Here is a 19,914-nt window from a genome sequence, read left to right as displayed (position 1 = left end):
TCCTATTTCCTGTTAATGATCTATTCTAAGACTCGGGCAAGTGAATCTTATATACCATGTCAACTCTCATAATTATAATACATTGTTCCGGGCGTGTCAACAACTTTTTTGATTATTTATTTATAATAATTTTTTTATTAAAAATATATCTCTTTTAAATACAAACCTTCCGCTGGAGCCGTTGGTCCTGCTAGCTTTCTATCTTTACTTTTCAAAATTGTTTGAATATATTCGGGCTCTATTTTATTTATCCCAACCTGTATTAGTGTACCTACAATTATCCTTACCATATTATATAGAAAACCATCTCCAGTAACTTCTATTATAATCTCCTGATCATTTTTAATAATACTTATAGATTCAATAGTTCTGATAGTTGATTTAACAGAGCTACCTGTGCTTTTAAACGCATTAAAGTCATGGGTCCCAATAAAGTATTTAGATGCTAACTTCATCTTCTCAAGACATAGATGGTCTTTATAATGATATATCCCTTCTCTCCCAAAGACACCCCTTACTTCCCTATTTAATATCTTGTATAAATAGGTCTTTCCTATACAAGAATATCTTGAGTGAAACATATTATCTACTTCAATTGAGTTTAGAACCACAATATCATCTGGTAATATTGGATTTAAAGCATATTTTATTTTCTCACAAGGTATATTAGTTTTACTTTTAAAGTTACACACATATTTAAGTGCATGTACTTTAGAATCTGTTCTACTACATCCTGTAACCTCAATTTCTTCTTTAAGTAATTTACTTAATGTCTTTTCTAATACCTCTTGGACAGTAATGTGAGTCTTTTGTTTCTGCCATCCATAATATTTAGCTCCATTATATTGAACTTCAAGTTTAATATTTTTAAAATTATCCACTAGATAATTCCTCCAACCATAAATCTTGTCATTATTCCACATAGAATAATAATCATAAATATAGAAACTGCTATAAAATCTCTTGATCTATATTTTAAAACTTTCATTCTAGTTCTACCCTCTCCACCTCTATAGGCTCTTGCTTCCATAGCAGTTGCTAAATCATCTGCTCTCTTAAAAGAGTTTATAAATAGTGGTACTAAAATAGGTACGAGATTTTTTGCTCTTTCTATCAACTTTCCTGATTCAAACTCAGCACCTCTAGCCATTTGAGCTTTCATTATCTTATCTGTCTCATCCATTAAAGTAGGTATAAATCTAAGAGCTATTGTCATCATCATTGCTAATTCATGAGCAGGTAAGCCAATTTTCTTAAAAGGACTTAGCAATGTCTCGATTCCGTCAGTTAACTCTATAGGGGATGTTGTGAGCGTTAAAATTGATGTTCCTACTATAAGCATCACCAGTCTAATAGCCATAAATGCTGCTCTAATTAAACCCTCAGTATATATTTCAATAAATCCAAATTTTAAAATTGGAAGACCCTCACCTTTTATAACAAAAATATTAATTACTGCTGTAAAAATTAATAAAAATAGTATTGGCTTTATCCCCTTTAAAATAAATGAAGCTTTTAACTTACTTAGAATTATAGCTATGCCTATTAATAGGAAGAAAAAAATATACCCCCAGAAGTTATTTACAAAAAAAATACTTATCATATATAAAAATGATAATATAATTTTAGTTCTAGGATCTAATTTGTGTATAGGAGAATCACTAGGTACATATTGACCAATAGAAATATTTTTTATCATACTAGCTTCCTCCCATCAATCTCTTTGAATATAATTTTTGAATCTCCATGGCAGCATCTTCTATAGTATAAATATTTTCATCAACATCCACACCTTTTGCCTTAAGCTTCTTCATTAAATAAGCTATTTGAGGTGCAGATAGTCCAACTTTTTCAATTTTAGATATATTAGAAAACACCTCTCTAGGCGTTCCACTCATAGCACATTTTCCTTTTTCCATGACAAATATTTTATCAGCTATCTTTGAAACATCATCCATACTATGTGATACTAATATTACTGTCATATTGTATGTTTCTTGAAAAGATTTTATTTGTTTCAATATTTCATCTCTGCCTTTTGGATCTAATCCAGCGGTAGGTTCATCTAATATTAAAACTTCTGGTTCCATTGCAATAACACCTGCAATAGCAACTCTTCTCTTCTGTCCACCACTCAATTCAAATGGTGACTTTTCTTTGTAAATTTGATAATCTAATCCAACTGATTCCATTGCTTTAATTACTCTATTTTTTATCTCCTCCTGAGGAATATTCATCTTCCCAGGACCAAAAGCAATATCTTTCTCTATTGTTTCTTCAAATAATTGATATTCAGGATATTGAAAAACTAAACCAACTTTTTTTCTGATATTAGATAACTTTACATTCTTATTTGTTATATCTACACCATTAACTAATATAGTACCGCTATCTGGTTTTAATAATCCATTAATATGCTGAACCAAAGTTGATTTCCCTGAACCTGTGTGTCCAATAATAGCTACAAATTCTCCTGAATTAATTTCTATATCAACACCATCAAGAGCTTTCCTCTCAAAAGGTGTACCTTTCATATATATATGCGTAAGATTTTTTATAATAATTGACATAATTCACTCACCATCTCATCAATACTTATAATATCATTTCTTATTGGCATTCCCATCTCTTTCAATCTATACGCTAATTCTGTTACACTTGGGACATCTAAACCAATTTCTTTTAATTTTTTAACTTCAGTAAATATACTTCGTGGCTTATCATCCATAATCACATCACCACTGTCCATAACAATAACTCTATCAGCTTTTATTGCCTCCTCCATAAAATGAGTAATCAGAATTACTGTTATTCCATACTCTTTATTAAGTTTAGTTATTGTATTAATAACTTCTTTTCTTCCTATTGGATCTAACATAGCTGTGGGCTCATCTAAAACAATACAATCTGATCTCATTGCAATAACCCCTGCAATAGCAACTCTTTGTTTTTGCCCTCCTGAAAGCATATGTGGTGCATGTTTCTTATACTCACTCATATTTACTGTATCAAGAGCATCATCAACTCTTTTTCTTATTTCTTGTGGCTCTATACCAATATTTTCAGGACCAAATGCCACATCTTCTTCTACTATTGTTGCAACAATTTGATTATCTGGATTTTGAAATACCATTCCAACATTTTTTCTTACTTCCCAATGTTTTTTTGAATCTGAAGTATCTATATTATTTATACTCACTATTCCTTCATGTGGAACTAATAAAGCATTCAAATGTTTTGCCAATGTAGATTTACCAGAACCATTATGTCCTAATATTGCGACGAATTCACCTTGATTTATATTAAGATTAATTCCATGCAATACTTCAACCTTCTCTTCATCAAAAATATAACTAAATTTTACGTTACTACATTCTATATATGTTTTTCCCATATAATTCACCGAACCTATTATAAACTTTTGATTATATGCAAATGGGGACTAAGCATTACTTAATCCCCTGAAATCTATACTAATTGTAATATAACAACCTCAGCATTATCTCCTCTTCTTGGACCAACTTTAAGAATTCTAGTGTATCCACCGTTTCTTTCTTGGTATTGAGGAGCAATCTCGTCAAATAACTTTTTAACAACATCTTTCTCTGTTACGAAAGAAAGAACCTGTCTTCTAGCGTGTAAATCTCCTCTTTTTGCAAGAGTAATCATTTTTTCAGCTAGTTTTCTTGTTTCTTTTGCTCTAGTCTCAGTAGTTTCAATGCTTCCATTCTTTAAAAAGCTAGTAACTAAATTTCTTAGCATTGCTTTTCTTTGGTCTGTAGGAAGACCTAACTTACGATATCCTGCCATTGCTCACCCTCCTTTATTCCTCGCTTTGTCTTAAGCCTAAATTTAACTCTATTAATTTCTTTTGAACTTCTTCAAGAGATTTTTTACCAAGATTTCTTACTTTCATCATGTCATCCATTGATTTTTCAGTAAGCTCTTGAACAGTGTTAATTCCAGCTCTCTTCAAGCAATTATAACTTCTAACAGAAAGATCAAGCTCTTCAATACTCATCTCTAGGACTTTCTCTTTTTTGTCTTCTTCTTTCTCAACCATGATTTCAACATTATCTGCTTGATCAGTTAATGTCATGAATAATTTAAAATGTTCAATAAGAATTTTAGCTGATAAACCAATAGCTTCCTCTGGCTTAATTGTACCATCAGTCCAAAGTTCTAAAGTAAGCTTATCATAATCAGTAATTTGACCAACTCTAGTATTATCTACAGTAAAGTTAACTCTTTTTACAGGTGTAAATATAGAATCAACAGGTATTGTAGCTATTGGAAGTTCCTCATTTTTATTCTTGTTCTGAGAAACATATCCTCTACCTCTAACCACATTAATTTCCATAGATAACTTTCCATCAGAATCTAGTGTAGCAATATGAAGATCTTCATTCATAATTTCTACATCACCATTAGTTCTGATATCACGAGCAGTAACAACACCAGGTCCTTCTGCATCGATAATTAATGTACTTTGAGTTGTTTCTAATTCTAAAAATCTTACAGCTAATTGCTTAAGGTTTAGGATGATCTGTGTAACATCCTCTTTAACCCCTTTAACTGTTGAAAATTCATGTAGAACTCCATCAATTTTAATCCAATTAGCCGCAGCACCAGGTAATGATGAAAGAAGAATTCTTCTTAAAGCATTACCTAATGTTATACCATATCCTCTTTCAAGTGGCTCAATGACAAATTTACCATATGAACCATCTTCTGAACATTCAACACACTCTAATTTTGGTTTTTCTATTTCTAACAATTCTAACCCTCCTTCATTGGAACTCAACCTCAAATGAGGGTAACTAATATTTAGCTATTACTTGCTGTATAACTCGACGATTAGTGTCTCATTGATTGGAGTATCTATTTGTTCTCTGCTTGGAACAGATACTACTTTACCTTCAAAGCTAGCCATATTTGATTCTAACCATGCTGGAACGTTCTTTGGATTCTCAGCAAATGTTTTAAATAACTCAGTAGCTCTGCTCTTCTCTTTAACAGCGATAACATCTCCAACACTAACTTTGTAAGATGGAATGTCAACTTTCTTACCGTTAACAGTGAAATGTCCATGAGTTACTAATTGTCTTGCTTCTTTTCTAGAGTTTCCGTAACCTAATCTATAAACTACGTTATCTAATCTAACTTCAAGAAGCATTAATAGGTTTTCACCTGTTACACCCTTGATTCTATTAGCTTCTTCGTATGTTCTTCTGAATTGCTTCTCAAGAACTCCGTATATTCTTCTAGCTTTCTGCTTTTCTCTTAACTGAACTCCGTAGTCAGACATTTTCTTTCTACCTTGCCCATGTTGACCAGGTGCATAACTTCTTCTAGTAAAAGCACACTTATCAGTAAAGCATCTATCTCCTTTAAGGAATAACTTCATTCCTTCTCTTCTACATAATCTACATACTGCTCCAGTATATCTTGCCATGAAATCACACCTCCTTATTTACTAAACTCTTCTTCTCTTTGGTGGTCTACAACCATTGTGTGGAATTGGAGTAACGTCTTTGATTAAAGTAATCTCTAATCCAGCTGCTTGTAAAGATCTGATTGCAGCTTCTCTACCTGCTCCAGGACCTTTAACGTATACTTCAATACTCTTTAATCCGTGTTCCATTGCTACCTTAGCTGCAGTTTCAGCTGCCATTTGAGATGCAAATGGAGTTCCTTTTTTAGAACCTTTAAATCCTAATGCTCCAGCACTTGACCAAGAGATAGCATTACCAACTTTATCAGTTAATGTAACAATAGAATTGTTAAAAGTCGAATTTATATGCGCACATCCATGCTCAATGTTCTTTTTATCTTTTCTTCTTCTACCTTTTTTAACTTTTTTAGGTGCCACGATCAACCCTCCAATCTGTTACTTTTTCTTATTAGCCATTGTCTTTTTAGGCCCTTTTCTTGTTCTAGCATTTGTTTTAGTTCTTTGACCTCTTACAGGAAGTCCTTTTCTATGTCTAATTCCTCTTAAACATCCAATTTCATTTAATCTCTTAATATTAAGAGCTACACCTCTTCTTAAGTCACCTTCAACAGTAAAATTCTTGTTGATATAGTTTCTTAAAACAGAAACCTCATCCTCAGATAAGTCCTTAACTCTAGTATCAGGATTTACTCCAGTCTCTTTCAAGATCTTTTGAGCTGATGGTAATCCAATACCAAAGATGTATGTTAAACCAATCTCTACCCTTTTCTCTCTAGGTAGATCTATTCCAGATATTCTTGCCATTGATTAATTACACCTCCTAGGTATTCTTTTGATTTTTTAAATTTATTTATGTTAATTTCTAGAACAATAAAGCTTATTGTCAGCCGCACCCAGAAATTTAATATCTAATTTTATTATCCTTGCTTTTGCTTGTGTTTAGGATTTTCACAAATAACCATTACTCTACCTTTTCTTCTGATAATTTTACATTTCTCACAGATAGGCTTTACGGATGGTCTTACTTTCATTGTTACCCCTCCTTATTACTTCTCTCTCCAAACGATTCTACCTCTTGATAAATCATAAGGAGAAAGCTCTAATTTAACTCTATCACCTGGTAATATTCTAATGAAATTCATTCTTAGCTTTCCTGAAATATGTGCTAATATTTTATGACCACTTTCTAATTCTACCTGAAATGTTGCATTCGGTAAAGCTTCTAATACAGTTCCTTGCATTTCAATAACATCATTCTTTGACATAAGGTAATCAAACCTCCTTATTGGCAATTTTTTGGCCTATTGCTTTTCTTACAGTAGCATCGTTAAGCCTCTTGCCTTTTAGAATAATATCTTTAACTTCATCACAGATTTTGTCTGTGAAAATTAAATGTTTTATCTTCTTTTTCTTAGGCCTCTCAAGCCTACGTAGGTCTCCATCGACTAAGTAAACGAATTCTTCATTTAAAACGTCTAAGATCATAAAATATTTATCTTTATCTCTACCGGCTTTAGAGTAAACGATTCTTCCTATTAGGTTTTTACGTTCCAAATAAATTCACCTCTATTTGCCCCAAGAAATACCTATTATAATATCTTTCCCGTTTGAAGCTTTTTAATACTATATCATCCTAAGGACTTTAAGTATATTTTAAACTTTACCTAAGTTGCAATTTCTATTTTTTTAACTCATTTAGAACTTTAGAAACGCTCTCGAAAACATCATTTATTGCTTGAGTTCCATCTACTTCTGAAAGAAGATCTCTACTTCTGTAGTACTCAATCAATGGATGAGTTTGAGCTTCATATATATCTAATCTCTTATTTACTGTTATTTCAGTATCATCATCTCTTTGAATAATGTCACTACCGCATATGTCACATATTCCCTCATTTTTAGGAGGGTTAAACTTTACGTGATAACTCGCACCACAAGATGGGCACACTCTCCTACCAGTCATTCTTTCAAGAATAAACTCTCTAGGAACTTTAATAAGTAATGCGGTGTCCAGATTTGCTTCTCTTTCGTTTAAAAAACCATCTAAAGCTTTAGCTTGCTCAACTGTTCTTGGGTAACCATCTAAAAGATATCCATTTTCACAGTCTTCCTCTACTAATCTGGACTTAATAATATCTATTGTCAACTCATCGGGTACTAATTGACCATTATCAATATATTTCTTAGCTTCGATTCCTAAAGGCGTTCTCTCACTAATATTTTTTCTGAATATATCTCCAGTTGATATATGAGGTATATTATATTTGTTACTTATAGACTTAGCTTGAGTGCCTTTACCAGCTCCTGGCGCACCCAATAAAATAATTCTCAATTGCATCATCCCCGCATATATTATTTTAAGAAACCTCTATAATGGCGCATTACTAATTGAGATTCTAACAGCTTCATAGTTTCTAGTGCCACTCCTGTCATAATCAACAGTGATGTTCCACCAAACATAGCAGCTTCTAATCCAGGAACCATAGCTACAATTACAGGGAATATTGCAATTACACCAGCAAAACATCCACCTATAATTGATATTCTTCCGATAACAGTTTCCAGGTACTTTCTTGTTGGTTCACCTGGTCTTATTCCCGGAATAAATCCTGATGATTTATGCATGTTTTCAGCCATTTCATCTGGTTTCAACTGTAATTCAGTATAGAACCAACAGAAGAAAATAACTAATAAAAACATTACTATAGGATATAGTACACTTTTTGCATTAAATATACTATATGGGCTTTCCTTAATAAATTTTGCGAAACTACTATCTGCTGCAAATAAAGATGTTATAGTTGGTAAAAAGCTCATAACTGACATAGCAAAGATTATTGATATTACAGCTGAACCATTAACGTTTACTGGAATATGACTGCTTTGTCCTCTAGTCACTTTATTTCCAACAGCTTTACCTGCATATTGCACTGGGATTCTTCTTTCAGCCATATTTGTTATTACAACACAAATTAACAATCCGATAAGAACTGCTAAGTATAAAGTAATAACAACTGGATCTGCTTGTTCAGAACCATATAATCCTATAGTTTGATTTGGTAATCTTGAAATAATGTTAGCAAAGATAATCAATGAAACACCATTTCCTAAACCATATGCTGTGATTTGCTCACCAAGCCAAACTAATAGAACAGAACCAGTTACAAGTGCAACAACAATAGTGAAATATGTCCAAAAACTTGTATCTTTTATAACTCCATATCTATTAATTAGACCGATTGTACCAATCGACATAACAATTGCAAAGAATATTGAAGCATATTTTGTATAGTTTTGAATCTTCTTTCTTCCTTCAGCACCTTCTTTTTGTAAATTTTCAAGTGCTGGAATCGCAACAGTTAATAAACTAAATATAATTGATGCATTGATGTATGGTGTAACAGACAATGCAATAATACTCATTTGTGAAAATGCTCCACCTGAGAAAAGATTATAGAATGACATTAATCCCCCAGTTTCACCAATCTGTTTTGCAAGAGCTGTAGCATCAACTCCTGGAACAGTTATGTGGGCTATCAATCTTACTATAACGACCATCATTATAGTAAATAAAATCCTTTTTCTCAGTTCAGGAACTTTCCAGGCATTACGTAGGGTAGATAACACGTTATATCACCTCAGCTTTTCCTCCAGCTGCTTCAATTTTTTCTATTGCAGCCTTTGAGAATTTCATAGCTTTTATAGTTAATTTTTTATCTAAATTTCCGTTTGCTAACACTTTTATTCCATCGTTAAGTTTTCTAACGATTCTTTTCTCTAATAGTAATTCTGGTGTTACTTCTGTACCATCTTCAAACACGTTTAGTCTATCAATGCTTACAGTAGAATACTTCTTAGCGAAGATGTTATTAAAACCTCTTTTAGGAAGTCTTCTGTATAATGGCATTTGACCACCTTCAAAACCAAGTCTTACTCCTCCACCTGATCTTGAATTTTGTCCGTCACTACCTCTACCAGCTGTTTTACCCCAGCCGCTACCAGTACCTCTACCAATTCTTTTAGAATCTCTTTTAGAACCTTCTGCTGGTCTTAACTCGTTTAGTTTCATTTCTTTGCACCTCCTCTAGATTATACTTCCTCAACTTCTAGGAGATAAGATACTTTTTTAACCATTCCTCTGATTTGAGGTGTATCATTATGCTCTACAGTACTACCAACTTTTCTTAAACCTAAAGCTTCTACAGTAGCTTTATGGCTTTTCATTCTACCGATTGTACTCTTTTTTAAAGTTACTTTTAACTTAGACAAAGGAATCCCTCCTATCCTAAGATCTCTTCAACAGTCTTGCCTCTTAATTCAGCAACCTGTTCTACAGTTCTTAATTTTGATAAACCTTCTATTGTAGCTTTAACCATATTATTAGGATTGTTTGATCCTAATGATTTCGCTCTAACATTGTGTAATCCAGCTAACTCAAGTACTGATCTTACTGGACCACCAGCGATAACTCCCGTTCCTTCTTCAGCAGGCATGATTAAAACATCAGCTGATCCGTAATTACCATGTATTCTGTGAGGTACAGTACCATCAACTATAGCAACTTTTACAAGTTTCTTCTTAGCATCTTCTATACCTTTTCTAATTGCATCTGGAATCTCAACAGCCTTACCTGTTCCAACTCCAACATGACCATTCTCATCACCAACAACTACTAAAGCGCTAAATCTAAAGTTTCTACCACCTTTAACAACCTTAGTAACTCTGTTAATGCCAACAACCTTTTCTTTTAACTCTAAATTTTTTGAATCAATTCTCTTTTCCACGGCTCACCCTCCTTTACCTAGAATTTAAGTCCAACTTCTCTAGCACCTTCTGCAAGTTCTTGAATTCTTCCGTGGTAAATGAATCCGCCTCTATCAAATACTACGTTATCAATTCCTTTTTCAAGGGCTCTTTTAGCAACTAGCTCTCCAACTTGTCTAGCAGCTTCTTTATTACTTCCAGCTTTTAACCCAAGCTCTTTATCTAAGCTTGAAGCTGATACTAATGTATTTCCAACTGAATCATCTATAATTTGAGCGTAAATATTCTTCTCACTTCTGAAAACGCTTAATCTTGGTCTTTCAGTAGTACCACTGATTTTCTTACGCAATCTTTTATGACGTCTGATTCTAGCTTCACTTTTGCTCATCTTCTTAGCCATGTAGCATTGACTCCTTTCTACTTATTTATTTACCAGTTTTACCTTCTTTACGTCTGATGTACTCACCTTCGTACTTGATTCCCTTACCTTTGTATGGCTCTGGTACTCTCCACTTTCTGATATCAGCAGCAGCTGATCCAACCTTTTCTTTATCTATACCTTCAACGATAACCTTTGTTGTACCTTCTGTACTGATAGTTACACCTTCAACAGCATTAATTTCTACTGGATGAGAATAACCTAAGTTCATAACTAAGTTACCACCCTTAACTTCTGCTCTGTAACCTACACCAACTAATTCAAGAACTTTCTTGAATCCAACAGTTACTCCGATTACCATATTGTTAATTACAGCTCTTAAAGTACCTTGTAGTGATCTGTGTAATTTATTTTCACTTGGCTTCTTAACTACAACTGTATTATCTTCTACTGTAATAATCATGTCTTTGTGTAATTGCTTACTTAATTCACCTTTTGGTCCCTTAACAGTTACAAGATTATCTTCAGTAACTGTTACAGTAACACCAGCAGGAATTTCTATTGGAAGTTTACCAATTCTTGACATTTCTGCACCTCCTCTATGTTAAACTACCAGATGTAGCAGATTACTTCTCCACCTACGTTTGCTTTTCTAGCATCTCTATCAACTAAAAGTCCTTTTGGTGTTGAAATAATTGCAGTTCCTAGTCCATTTAATACTTTTGGTATTTCATCTTTGCTTGTATATACTCTTAAACCTGGCTTAGATATTCTCTTTAACCCTGTTATAACTCTCTCTTTGCTCTCACCATATTTCATAGTAATTCTTAGCATTGGCATTGTGCCATCATTGTATTCTTCACAGCTTTTAATGTAACCTTCGTTAAGCATTATTTCAAGAATACCCTTCTTAATTTTTGATGCTGGTACATCAACAACCTCATGACCTACTGTATTAGCATTTCTAATACGCGTAAGTAAATCTGCGATAGGATCTGTCATTACCATTTAATTTGCCTCCTTTCACCAAATATCTCTATTACCAACTAGCTTTCTTACATCCTGGAATTTGACCTGCGTAAGCAAGTTCTCTAAAACAAATACGACAAATTCCATATTTTCTTAATACTGAGTGTGGTCTTCCACATCTTCTACATCTTGTATACGATCTCGTTGAATGTTTTGGATCTCTTTTCCATTTTGCGATCATTGCTTTACGTGCCACAATCTTCCCTCCTTACTGCTGAGCAAAAGGCATACCCATTAACTTTAACAGTTCTCTTGCCTCTTCATCAGTTTTTGCAGTTGTTACGAAAATTACATCCATACCTCTGATTTTATCAATCTTATCATATTCGATTTCAGGGAATATTAATTGTTCTTTAATACCTACTGCATAGTTTCCTCTTCCATCGAAAGACTTTGCAGAAACTCCTCTGAAGTCTCTTTCTCTTGGAAGAGCGATGTTGATGAATTTGTCAGCAAATTCATACATTCTCACTTTTCTTAAAGTGACTTTAGTTCCAATACTCATACCTGTTCTAAGTTTGAAGTTCGCAACAGATTTTCTTGCTTTAGTAATTACAGGCTTTTGTCCTGAGATTAGTTGCAAATCATTTACTGCGCTTTCAATAACTTTAGAATTTTCCTTAGCTTCTCCTAGACCCATATTGATAACGATCTTTTCAAGCTTAGGCACTTGCATTATATTCTCATATCCAAACTTTTCCATTAAAGCTGGAACAACTTCTTTTTGGTACTTCTCCTGAAGTCTTGGTATCATAATTCTTACCTCCTTCCCAAGCTATCTATTATAAAGTTTCACCACATTTTTTACATACTCTTACTTTTGAACCATCTTCAAGAATTTTCTTAGAAATTCTTGTTGCTTTCTTGCACTTATCGCAGTAAAGCATTACTTTTGAGCTATAAATCGGCGCTTCCATTTGAACCATTCCGCCTTGCATGTTTTGTCTGCTTGGCTTTTGGTGCTTAGTAACGATGTTTACATCTTTAACTAAAACTTTTCCAACTTTAGGCTGTACTGAAATTACTTCTCCGATTTTACCTTTATCTTTACCAGAAACAACAATTACCTTATCATTTCTTCTAACATGTACTTTCATTCTAGCCACCTCCTAACTATAGAACTTCTGGTGCTAATGATAAAATTTTACTGAAATCTTTATCTTGATCTCTCAACTCTCTTGCCACAGTTCCAAAGATACGAGTTCCCTTTGGAGTAAAATCGTCTTTTATTATTACTGCAGCATTATCGTCAAACTTAATATAAGAACCATTATTTCTTCTTACACCTTTTACAGATCTAACGATAACAGCTTTAACTACTTCACCTTTTTTTACAACGCCACCTGGTGTTGCTTTCTTAACACTCGCAACTATTACATCTCCAATATTTCCATATCTCTTCTTTGATCCACCTAATACTCTGATGCACATAATCTCTTTTGCTCCTGAGTTATCTGCAATTCTAAGTCTAGTTTGCTGTTGTATCATTTAAGAACCTCCTTTCAGCTTTAAGGAAATCAACTATTTAGCTTTTTCAACTATTTGAACCAATCTCCAGTTCTTATCCTTGGATAATGGTCTTGTTTCCATTATTTGCACTATATCATTAACTTTACATTCGTTGTTTTCATCATGAGCTTTGAACTTAGTAGTTCTGTTAACAGTCTTACCGTATAATGGATGACGTACTTTAGTCTCAATCGCAACTACGATTGTTTTATCCATTTTATCAGAAACAACTCTACCTATTCTAGTTTTTCTGTTTCCTCTAACCACTATTTAAAACCTCCCTTCGATGCTACTATTGTTGCAACGCCTTTAACTCAGCTTCTCTCATTACTGTTTTAATCTGAGCAATCGACTTTTTAACTTGCTTAATTCTCATAGGATTTTCTAATTGTCCAGTAGCTAACTGGAATCTTAAATTAAATAACTCTTCTTTTAAATCTTTAACCTTTAGGGATAACTCTTGTGGGCTGCAATTTCTTAATTCTTGTAACTCTCTTTGTTTCATTATTCTTCACCACCCATTTCCTCGAAATCAGCTCTTTTGACGAATTTACACTTTATTGGAAGCTTATGTGATGCTAATCTCATAGATTCTCTAGCTAATTCTTCACTTACGCCTGCGATTTCGAATAAAACTCTACCTGGCTTAACAACTGCTACCCAATACTCTGGTGAACCTTTACCAGAACCCATACGAGTTTCTGCTGGTTTTTGAGTTACAGGCTTATCTGGGAAAATTTTAATCCAAACTTTTCCCCCTCTTTTAACGTGTCTTGTGATTGCAATTCTGGCTGCTTCTATTTGATTACTTTTAATCCATCCGCATTCAGTAGCTTGTAATCCGAACTCTCCATATGCAATGAAGTTTCCTCTTGTAGCTTTACCTTTCATTCTTCCGCGTTGTACTCTACGACGCTTGACTCTTTTAGGCATTAACATTTTGCTTTTCCTCCTTCCTTAGCAATCCGGCTCTATTTTACCAACTAAGCTCTTTTTTTCTCGCTTTTAACAACTGGAAGAACCTCACCTTTGTATATCCAAACTTTTACACCAATCTTACCGTAGATTGTATCTGCTTCAGCAAATCCATAATCGATATCTGCTCTTAAAGTTTGTAGTGGAATAGTTCCTTCGTTGTATTGTTCAGTTCTAGCGATTTCCGCTCCGCCTAGTCTACCAGCACAAGCAGTTTTTATACCTTTTACGCCTGACTTCATTGCTCTTTGAATACATTGCTTCATAGCTCTTCTGAATGAAATTCTCTTTTCTAACTGAAGTGCTATATTCTCAGCAACTAATTGAGCATCTTTCTCAGATTGCTTAACTTCAACAATATTTATTAATAAGTTTTTCTTATTATTCTTTAAGATATTCTTCTTAATTTCTTGTTTTAGAGCTTCGATACCAGCTCCACCTTTACCTATTACCATTCCTGGCTTAGCTGTGTATATGTTAAGTTTAACTTTTTTGGCAGCTCTTTCTACTTCTATCTTAGAAATTCCTGCATTTTTATGTTTGTTTTTAATAAACTTTCTTAACTCAACATCTTCCATTAGGTAATCAGCAAAATTTTTCTTATCGGCATACCATTTAGCGTCCCAGTCTTTGATAACGCCAACTCTTAAACCATGAGGATTAACTTTTTGACCCACTCTTTTTTCCCTCCTTTATTAGTTTCTTTCTTTTACTACTAAAGTAATATGACTTGTTCTCTTAAGGATTCTATAACCTCTACCCTGAGCACGTGGTCTGAATCTCTTTAGTGTTGGTCCCTGACCTACATATGCTTCAGCAACAAATAATCTATTTACATCTAATTCGTGGTTATTCTCCGCATTAGCAACAGCTGACTTTAAAACTTTTTTAATCTCATCAGCAGCTTTTCTAGGAGTATATTCTAAAATTGCAGATGCTTCATTTACATTCTTACCTCTAATTAAATCTAAAACGATACTTGCTTTAGTTGAGGAAACTCTTACGTATTTAGCAGTAGCTTTAACTCCGTTCATGTTATTCCCTCCTTTCTGGATTATCTAGCTTTTGATTTTTTCTCTTTCTTGATATGTCCTTTGTAAGTTCTTGTTGGAGCAAACTCCCCAAGTTTATGTCCTACCATATCTTCTAAAACGTATACTGGCACGTGCTTTCTACCATCGTGAACAGCTATAGTATGACCAACCATTTGAGGGAATATAGTCGAACTTCTAGACCAAGTTTTAACAACTTTCTTTTCACCAGCTTTATTCATTTCTAATATTCTACTTAATAATCTTTCTTGAACGAAAGGGCCTTTTTTAATTGATCTTCCCATTACATATCCTCCTTTCCTTACTTTAGGATAAGTGAAGAGAATGTTTCAATTCTCTTCTTCTATTTTCTCTTCTTAACAATGTACTTATCAGAAGCTTTATTGTTCTTTCTAGTTTTGTAACCAAGTGTTGGTTTACCCCAAGGAGTAACTGGTCCTGGTCTTCCTATTGGAGATTTACCTTCTCCTCCACCATGTGGGTGATCGCAAGGGTTCATTACAGATCCTCTAACGTGAGGTCTTCTACCCATGTGTCTCTTTCTACCAGCTTTACCGATTTTCACGATATCGTTAGTAGGGTTAGAAACTGTTCCAATAGTAGCTTTACACTCGATTCTAACTTTTCTTACCTCACCAGATGGTAATCTTAATGAAGCATAATTTCCTTCTTTAGCCATTAATTGAGCAGATGTTCCAGCAGATCTTACAATTTGAGCACCTTTTCCAGCTTTCATTTCAATGTTATGAATTACTGTACCAACTGGGATGTCTTTTAATTGTAAAGCATTTCCTGGCTTGATATCTGCTTCTGGTCCAGATAAAATTTCTGTTCCAACTGTGATTCCTTGAGGTGCGATGATGTATCTCTTCTCACCATCAGCATATATTAATAACGCAATATACGCTGTTCTGTTTGGATCGTATTCGATACTAGCAACTTTTGCTGGAATACCATCTTTATTTCTCTTGAAATCGATAATTCTATATTTTCTTTTAGCTCCGCCACCACGATGACGAACTGTTATTCTACCGTTAGCATTTCTACCACCATTTTTCTTTAACGCAACAAGAAGTGACTTTTCTGGCTTATCAGTCGTAATCTCTTGGAATGTAGCCATAGTCATATTTCTTCTTGAAGGAGTAGTAGGCTTAAAAGTTTTAACTGCCATATCCATTTCCCTCCCTATCAGCTTCTCTGGCTTACCACCAATATAGGCTTATTTTATTGCATCATACCTTCGAAGAATTCGATGCCTTTACTATTCTCTGAAAGCTTAACTACTGCTTTCTTGTAATCAGCTCTTTTACCGATGTGATGCCCTTGTCTTTTTGGCTTACCATTATATCTTATTGTTTTAACCTCTTCAACTTCAACACCAAAAACTTCTTCTACAGCTCTCTTGATTTGAGATTTGTTAGCTTTGATGTCAACAATGAAGGTGTACTTTCTGTCTGCCATAGCAGTCATACTTTTTTCAGTGACAACTGGTCTTCTAATTATATCGTAACTTGTCATCTTCATTATGCATACACCTCCTCAATCTTAGCTACAGCATCTTTAGTAATCATGAAGTTTTCATACTTAAGAATGTCATACACATTGATATTATTTACAGGGATTACTTGAACTCCTGGAATGTTTCTAGCTGATTTGTATACATTTTCGTTACCTTCAGTAACAACAATTAATGTTTTCTTTGCTTCAAATGCATTAATTGTGTTAACCATTTCTTTTGTCTTAGGAGCTTCTAAGCTTAAGCTATCTAAAACAATTACGTTATTGTCAAGTACTTTTGAAGATAAAGCACTTGTAATAGCTAATCTTCTTACTTTCTTAAGAACGTTCTGTCTGTAACTTCTTGGCTTTGGTGCGAATACAACTCCACCTTTTATCCATTGAGCAGCTCTTATCGAACCTTGTCTTGCATTACCAGTTCCTTTTTGTCTCCATGGCTTTCTTCCACCACCACGAACTTCAGATCTAGTTTTTGCACTTTGAGTTCCTTGTCTCTTGTTAGCAAGTTGTGCAACAACTACTTGATGCATAACATCTTTGTTAACCTCAACACCGAACACTTTATCTGATAATTCTATTTCTCCAACTTTTTTAGCTAATCTATCATAAACAGCTACGCTTGGCATAACACTTCCTCCTTTCTCTTAGAAGTTTTTTATCTTTTAACAGTATCTTTTATGAATAGTAATCCTTTTCTTGGCCCTGGTACTCCACCTTTGATTAGGATTATATCTTGTTCTGGCATAACCTTAACAACTTCAAGATTCATAACAGTTCTCTTAACATTACCCATGTGTCCAGGCATTTTTCTATTTTTGAAAGTTCTTGAAGGGTCAGATGCAGCTCCCTGTGATCCAGGTGCTCTCTTGAATTTAGAACCGTGACTCTTAGGTCCGATTGAGAAATTCCATCTCTTAATTACCCCTTGGAATCCTTTACCTTTAGAAGTTCCTGTAACATCTACTTTTTCTCCAGCTTCAAAAGCATCAACTTTTATCTCTGTTCCAATTTCAAAAGCAGACATATCTTCTAACTTGAACTCTTTAATGAATCTCTTAGGAGTTACTCCAGCTTTTTTAAATTGACCCATTCTTGGGCTATTTACTAACTTTTCTCTGATGTTCTCGAATCCTACTACTAATGACTCGTATCCATCTTTCTCTATTTCTTTTTTACCAATCACTACTGATGGTTCACATTTAACAACCGTTACTGGAACAACATTTCCATTTTCATCGAAAATTTGTGTCATACCAATTTTTCTTCCTAATATAGCCTTTTTCATGCTATAACACCTCCTATTTTTATTAGCGGATCACAATTCTTGCAATCATAATATCTAGATAGATTATAGCTTTATCTCGATATCCACACCCGCTGGTAAATCTATTCTCATTAGAGAATCAACTGTCTTCTGAGATGGGCTTATTATATCAATAAGTCTCTTGTGAGTTCTTATTTCAAACTGCTCTCTAGAATCCTTATACTTATGTGGCGCTCTTAAGATAGTAACTATATCTTTTTCTGTTGGTAGAGGTACTGGACCTGCTACTTCAGCTCCTGTGCTTTTAGCTGTTTCCACTATCTTTGCAGCAGAAGTATCTAGTAGACTATGATCAAAAGCCTTTAATCTGATTCTGATTTTTTGAGTTGCCATCGTACATTTCCCTCCTTTGCTTGACCTTTACATTTGAATTTTACATCTGTAAACTGTTCCACGTGTTGCATGATTTAAAACATATAATATATGTTATTTTAATGCCTTCTTAACCAAGGCTCATCACCTATAATTAGCTTAAATTCAACATTTTTAAGCATTCGTAACAAACTCCCGACTTAACAACTTCTATAGTATACTATACATTAGATTCTTTTACAAGAGTTTTTTACTCATTTTTTTTAATTTAAACTATAATATTATTGGTAATTTTCTTTTATTATTCCACAACAATTTATTTTTTACAGAAAATCATGAGAGTAGGAATATTCCTACCCCGCATGATTAATCAACAAAAACTTAGTTATTACTCGATGATGCTAGTAACAACACCAGAACCTACTGTTCTTCCACCTTCTCTGATCGCGAATCTTAATCCTTCTTCCATAGCGATTGGAGTGATTAACTCAACGTTCATGTCAATGTGGTCTCCTGGCATTACCATTTCCATTCCTTCTGGAAGGTTAGCAGTACCAGTAACGTCTGTAGTTCTGAAGTAGAACTGTGGTCTATATCCGTTGAAGAATGGAGTGTGTCTTCCACCCTCTTCTTTTTTAAGTACGTAAACTTGACCTACGAACTTCATGTGTGGGTTTACTGTACCAGGCTTACATAATACTTGCCCTCTTTGTACTTCTGCTCTTTGAACACCTCTTAATAATGCTCCGATGTTATCTCCAGCCATTGCTTGGTCTAGGATCTTTCTGAACATCTCTACTCCAGTACATACTGTCTTCATTTTCTCTTCTTTAATACCAACGATTTCTAATTCGTCACCAGTGTTAACAATTCCTCTTTCAACTCTTCCAGTAACAACTGTTCCTCTACCAGTGATTGTGAATACGTCCTCGATAGGCATTAAGAAAGTCTTATCTGTATCTCTCTCTGGAGTTGGGATCCACTCGTCAACTGCAGCCATTAGGTCTAAGATACATTGATCTTCACCTTTTTCGATTGCCATTAATGATGATCCGCTTACTACTGGACATTCGTCTCCGTCAAATCCGTATTCGCTTAATAATTCTCTTACTTCCATTTCTACTAACTCTAATAACTCTTCGTCATCAACTTGGTCAGCTTTGTTTAAGAATACTACGATGTGCTCAACACCTACTCTTGATGCAAGAAGAATGTGCTCTCTTGTTTGTGGCATTGGACCATCTGCAGCAGATACTACTAAGATAGCTCCATCCATTTGAGCTGCTCCTGTGATCATGTTCTTAACGTAGTCAGCGTGTCCTGGACAGTCAACGTGAGCGTAGTGTCTGTTCTCAGTCTCATACTCTACGTGTGCAGTGTTGATTGTGATTCCTCTTTCTTTTTCTTCTGGAGCTTTATCTATTTCGTCATAGTTCATTACTTCTGCTCCACCAGCTTTTGCTAATGTCATTGTGATAGCTGCTGTAGTTGTAGTCTTACCGTGGTCAACGTGACCGATTGTTCCTATATTTACGTGTGGCTTACTTCTTTCAAATTTTGCCTTAGCCATTTTTTATTCCTCCTTAAAACTAACTTG

At 34.3% G+C, this 19,914-nt stretch carries 36 protein-coding genes; all 36 read right to left on the bottom strand.

Annotation, left to right across the window (positions count from 1 at the left end; all coding sequences use genetic code 11):
- Positions 1–137: 137 nt before the first annotated feature.
- The gene (gene truA, locus OW730_RS04490; protein WP_271227870.1) at positions 138–881 is read right to left on the bottom strand and encodes a tRNA pseudouridine(38-40) synthase TruA; all 744 of its coding nucleotides are present in this window, start codon (positions 879–881) and stop codon (positions 138–140) included.
- Positions 881–1,699 (bottom strand): energy-coupling factor transporter transmembrane component T family protein, encoded by an 819-nt coding sequence (locus OW730_RS04485; protein ID WP_271227869.1) that lies wholly within the window; start codon positions 1,697–1,699, stop codon positions 881–883. The genes truA and OW730_RS04485 overlap by 1 nt, the downstream gene beginning before the upstream one ends.
- A gap of 1 nt (position 1,700) precedes the next feature.
- Positions 1,701–2,570: an energy-coupling factor transporter ATPase gene (locus OW730_RS04480; protein ID WP_271227868.1), complete on the bottom strand. Its 870-nt coding sequence runs from the start codon at positions 2,568–2,570 to the stop codon at positions 1,701–1,703.
- Positions 2,555–3,394 (bottom strand): energy-coupling factor transporter ATPase, encoded by an 840-nt coding sequence (locus OW730_RS04475; RefSeq protein ID WP_271227867.1) that lies wholly within the window; start codon positions 3,392–3,394, stop codon positions 2,555–2,557. The genes OW730_RS04480 and OW730_RS04475 overlap by 16 nt, the downstream gene beginning before the upstream one ends.
- A gap of 74 nt (positions 3,395–3,468) precedes the next feature.
- Positions 3,469–3,810, bottom strand: a complete 342-nt coding sequence (rplQ, locus tag OW730_RS04470; protein WP_271227866.1) for a 50S ribosomal protein L17 — start codon at positions 3,808–3,810, stop codon at positions 3,469–3,471.
- Between the two features lie 13 nt (positions 3,811–3,823).
- Positions 3,824–4,777, bottom strand: a complete 954-nt coding sequence (locus OW730_RS04465; protein WP_271227865.1) for a DNA-directed RNA polymerase subunit alpha — start codon at positions 4,775–4,777, stop codon at positions 3,824–3,826.
- Between the two features lie 57 nt (positions 4,778–4,834).
- Positions 4,835–5,455, bottom strand: coding sequence for a 30S ribosomal protein S4 (gene rpsD / locus OW730_RS04460; protein WP_271227864.1), 621 nt, complete (start codon positions 5,453–5,455; stop codon positions 4,835–4,837).
- Between the two features lie 21 nt (positions 5,456–5,476).
- On the bottom strand, positions 5,477–5,872 hold the full coding sequence (rpsK, locus tag OW730_RS04455) for a 30S ribosomal protein S11 (protein WP_271227863.1): 396 nt from the start codon (positions 5,870–5,872) through the stop codon (positions 5,477–5,479).
- A gap of 18 nt (positions 5,873–5,890) precedes the next feature.
- A complete protein-coding gene (gene rpsM / locus OW730_RS04450; RefSeq protein ID WP_271227862.1) occupies positions 5,891–6,259 on the bottom strand; it encodes a 30S ribosomal protein S13 in 369 nt (122 codons plus the stop codon).
- A 113-nt stretch (positions 6,260–6,372) separates the two neighbouring features.
- Positions 6,373–6,486 (bottom strand): 50S ribosomal protein L36, encoded by a 114-nt coding sequence (gene rpmJ, locus OW730_RS04445; RefSeq protein WP_003448032.1) that lies wholly within the window; start codon positions 6,484–6,486, stop codon positions 6,373–6,375.
- 15 nt (positions 6,487–6,501) lie between these two features.
- Positions 6,502–6,720, bottom strand: a complete 219-nt coding sequence (gene infA / locus OW730_RS04440) for a translation initiation factor IF-1 (protein WP_271227861.1) — start codon at positions 6,718–6,720, stop codon at positions 6,502–6,504.
- A 7-nt stretch (positions 6,721–6,727) separates the two neighbouring features.
- On the bottom strand, positions 6,728–7,009 hold the full coding sequence (locus OW730_RS04435; protein ID WP_271227860.1) for a KOW domain-containing RNA-binding protein: 282 nt from the start codon (positions 7,007–7,009) through the stop codon (positions 6,728–6,730).
- Positions 7,010–7,133: 124 nt separating this feature from the next.
- Positions 7,134–7,787, bottom strand: coding sequence for an adenylate kinase (locus tag OW730_RS04430; RefSeq protein ID WP_271227859.1), 654 nt, complete (start codon positions 7,785–7,787; stop codon positions 7,134–7,136).
- Positions 7,788–7,807: 20 nt separating this feature from the next.
- Positions 7,808–9,082 (bottom strand): preprotein translocase subunit SecY, encoded by a 1,275-nt coding sequence (secY, locus tag OW730_RS04425; protein WP_271227858.1) that lies wholly within the window; start codon positions 9,080–9,082, stop codon positions 7,808–7,810.
- 1 nt (position 9,083) lies between these two features.
- Positions 9,084–9,524: a 50S ribosomal protein L15 gene (gene rplO, locus OW730_RS04420; protein WP_271227857.1), complete on the bottom strand. Its 441-nt coding sequence runs from the start codon at positions 9,522–9,524 to the stop codon at positions 9,084–9,086.
- Between the two features lie 20 nt (positions 9,525–9,544).
- Positions 9,545–9,724 (bottom strand): 50S ribosomal protein L30, encoded by a 180-nt coding sequence (gene rpmD / locus OW730_RS04415; protein WP_271227856.1) that lies wholly within the window; start codon positions 9,722–9,724, stop codon positions 9,545–9,547.
- 11 nt (positions 9,725–9,735) lie between these two features.
- A complete protein-coding gene (rpsE, locus tag OW730_RS04410; RefSeq protein WP_271227855.1) occupies positions 9,736–10,239 on the bottom strand; it encodes a 30S ribosomal protein S5 in 504 nt (167 codons plus the stop codon).
- 17 nt (positions 10,240–10,256) lie between these two features.
- A complete protein-coding gene (rplR, locus tag OW730_RS04405) occupies positions 10,257–10,619 on the bottom strand; it encodes a 50S ribosomal protein L18 (protein WP_271227854.1) in 363 nt (120 codons plus the stop codon).
- Positions 10,620–10,644: 25 nt separating this feature from the next.
- Positions 10,645–11,184 (bottom strand): 50S ribosomal protein L6, encoded by a 540-nt coding sequence (gene rplF, locus OW730_RS04400; RefSeq protein WP_271227853.1) that lies wholly within the window; start codon positions 11,182–11,184, stop codon positions 10,645–10,647.
- Between the two features lie 23 nt (positions 11,185–11,207).
- On the bottom strand, positions 11,208–11,606 hold the full coding sequence (rpsH, locus tag OW730_RS04395) for a 30S ribosomal protein S8 (protein ID WP_271227852.1): 399 nt from the start codon (positions 11,604–11,606) through the stop codon (positions 11,208–11,210).
- A gap of 31 nt (positions 11,607–11,637) precedes the next feature.
- Positions 11,638–11,823 carry a type Z 30S ribosomal protein S14 gene (locus tag OW730_RS04390; protein ID WP_271227851.1) on the bottom strand — a complete coding sequence of 62 codons (186 nt, stop codon included), beginning with the start codon at positions 11,821–11,823 and terminating at the stop codon, positions 11,638–11,640.
- Between the two features lie 12 nt (positions 11,824–11,835).
- Positions 11,836–12,381 (bottom strand): 50S ribosomal protein L5, encoded by a 546-nt coding sequence (gene rplE, locus OW730_RS04385; RefSeq protein WP_271227850.1) that lies wholly within the window; start codon positions 12,379–12,381, stop codon positions 11,836–11,838.
- Between the two features lie 28 nt (positions 12,382–12,409).
- Positions 12,410–12,724 carry a 50S ribosomal protein L24 gene (gene rplX / locus OW730_RS04380; protein ID WP_271227849.1) on the bottom strand — a complete coding sequence of 105 codons (315 nt, stop codon included), beginning with the start codon at positions 12,722–12,724 and terminating at the stop codon, positions 12,410–12,412.
- Between the two features lie 16 nt (positions 12,725–12,740).
- Positions 12,741–13,115, bottom strand: coding sequence for a 50S ribosomal protein L14 (rplN, locus tag OW730_RS04375; RefSeq protein ID WP_271227848.1), 375 nt, complete (start codon positions 13,113–13,115; stop codon positions 12,741–12,743).
- Between the two features lie 33 nt (positions 13,116–13,148).
- Positions 13,149–13,403, bottom strand: a complete 255-nt coding sequence (gene rpsQ / locus OW730_RS04370) for a 30S ribosomal protein S17 (protein WP_271227847.1) — start codon at positions 13,401–13,403, stop codon at positions 13,149–13,151.
- A 25-nt stretch (positions 13,404–13,428) separates the two neighbouring features.
- On the bottom strand, positions 13,429–13,641 hold the full coding sequence (rpmC, locus tag OW730_RS04365) for a 50S ribosomal protein L29 (protein WP_271227846.1): 213 nt from the start codon (positions 13,639–13,641) through the stop codon (positions 13,429–13,431).
- A complete protein-coding gene (gene rplP, locus OW730_RS04360; protein ID WP_271227845.1) occupies positions 13,641–14,075 on the bottom strand; it encodes a 50S ribosomal protein L16 in 435 nt (144 codons plus the stop codon). The genes rpmC and rplP overlap by 1 nt, the downstream gene beginning before the upstream one ends.
- Positions 14,076–14,119: 44 nt before the next feature.
- Positions 14,120–14,788: a 30S ribosomal protein S3 gene (gene rpsC, locus OW730_RS04355; protein ID WP_271227844.1), complete on the bottom strand. Its 669-nt coding sequence runs from the start codon at positions 14,786–14,788 to the stop codon at positions 14,120–14,122.
- 18 nt (positions 14,789–14,806) lie between these two features.
- Complete coding sequence (gene rplV, locus OW730_RS04350; RefSeq protein ID WP_271227843.1) at positions 14,807–15,145, bottom strand: 50S ribosomal protein L22; 339 nt, start codon at positions 15,143–15,145, stop codon at positions 14,807–14,809.
- Between the two features lie 20 nt (positions 15,146–15,165).
- Entirely contained in the window at positions 15,166–15,447 is a 282-nt protein-coding gene (gene rpsS, locus OW730_RS04345; protein WP_271227842.1) for a 30S ribosomal protein S19, read from the bottom strand.
- A gap of 59 nt (positions 15,448–15,506) precedes the next feature.
- On the bottom strand, positions 15,507–16,334 hold the full coding sequence (gene rplB / locus OW730_RS04340) for a 50S ribosomal protein L2 (RefSeq protein WP_271227841.1): 828 nt from the start codon (positions 16,332–16,334) through the stop codon (positions 15,507–15,509).
- A 53-nt stretch (positions 16,335–16,387) separates the two neighbouring features.
- Positions 16,388–16,687, bottom strand: coding sequence for a 50S ribosomal protein L23 (rplW, locus tag OW730_RS04335; RefSeq protein ID WP_271227840.1), 300 nt, complete (start codon positions 16,685–16,687; stop codon positions 16,388–16,390).
- Positions 16,687–17,307: a 50S ribosomal protein L4 gene (gene rplD / locus OW730_RS04330; protein WP_271227839.1), complete on the bottom strand. Its 621-nt coding sequence runs from the start codon at positions 17,305–17,307 to the stop codon at positions 16,687–16,689. Before rplD ends, rplW begins: the two co-directional genes overlap by 1 nt.
- Positions 17,308–17,336: 29 nt before the next feature.
- Entirely contained in the window at positions 17,337–17,966 is a 630-nt protein-coding gene (rplC, locus tag OW730_RS04325; RefSeq protein ID WP_271227838.1) for a 50S ribosomal protein L3, read from the bottom strand.
- Between the two features lie 63 nt (positions 17,967–18,029).
- Complete coding sequence (gene rpsJ / locus OW730_RS04320; RefSeq protein ID WP_271227837.1) at positions 18,030–18,338, bottom strand: 30S ribosomal protein S10; 309 nt, start codon at positions 18,336–18,338, stop codon at positions 18,030–18,032.
- Between the two features lie 367 nt (positions 18,339–18,705).
- Complete coding sequence (gene tuf, locus OW730_RS04315) at positions 18,706–19,887, bottom strand: elongation factor Tu (RefSeq protein ID WP_271227825.1); 1,182 nt, start codon at positions 19,885–19,887, stop codon at positions 18,706–18,708.
- Positions 19,888–19,914 lie beyond the last annotated feature (27 nt).

This window comes from Oceanirhabdus sp. W0125-5 (assembly GCF_027938815.1).
Taxonomy (GTDB): Bacteria; Bacillota; Clostridia; order Clostridiales; family Clostridiaceae; genus Oceanirhabdus.
Note: the sequence above shows the minus strand (reverse complement) of the source record. Positions and strands in the feature narration are given on the sequence as shown.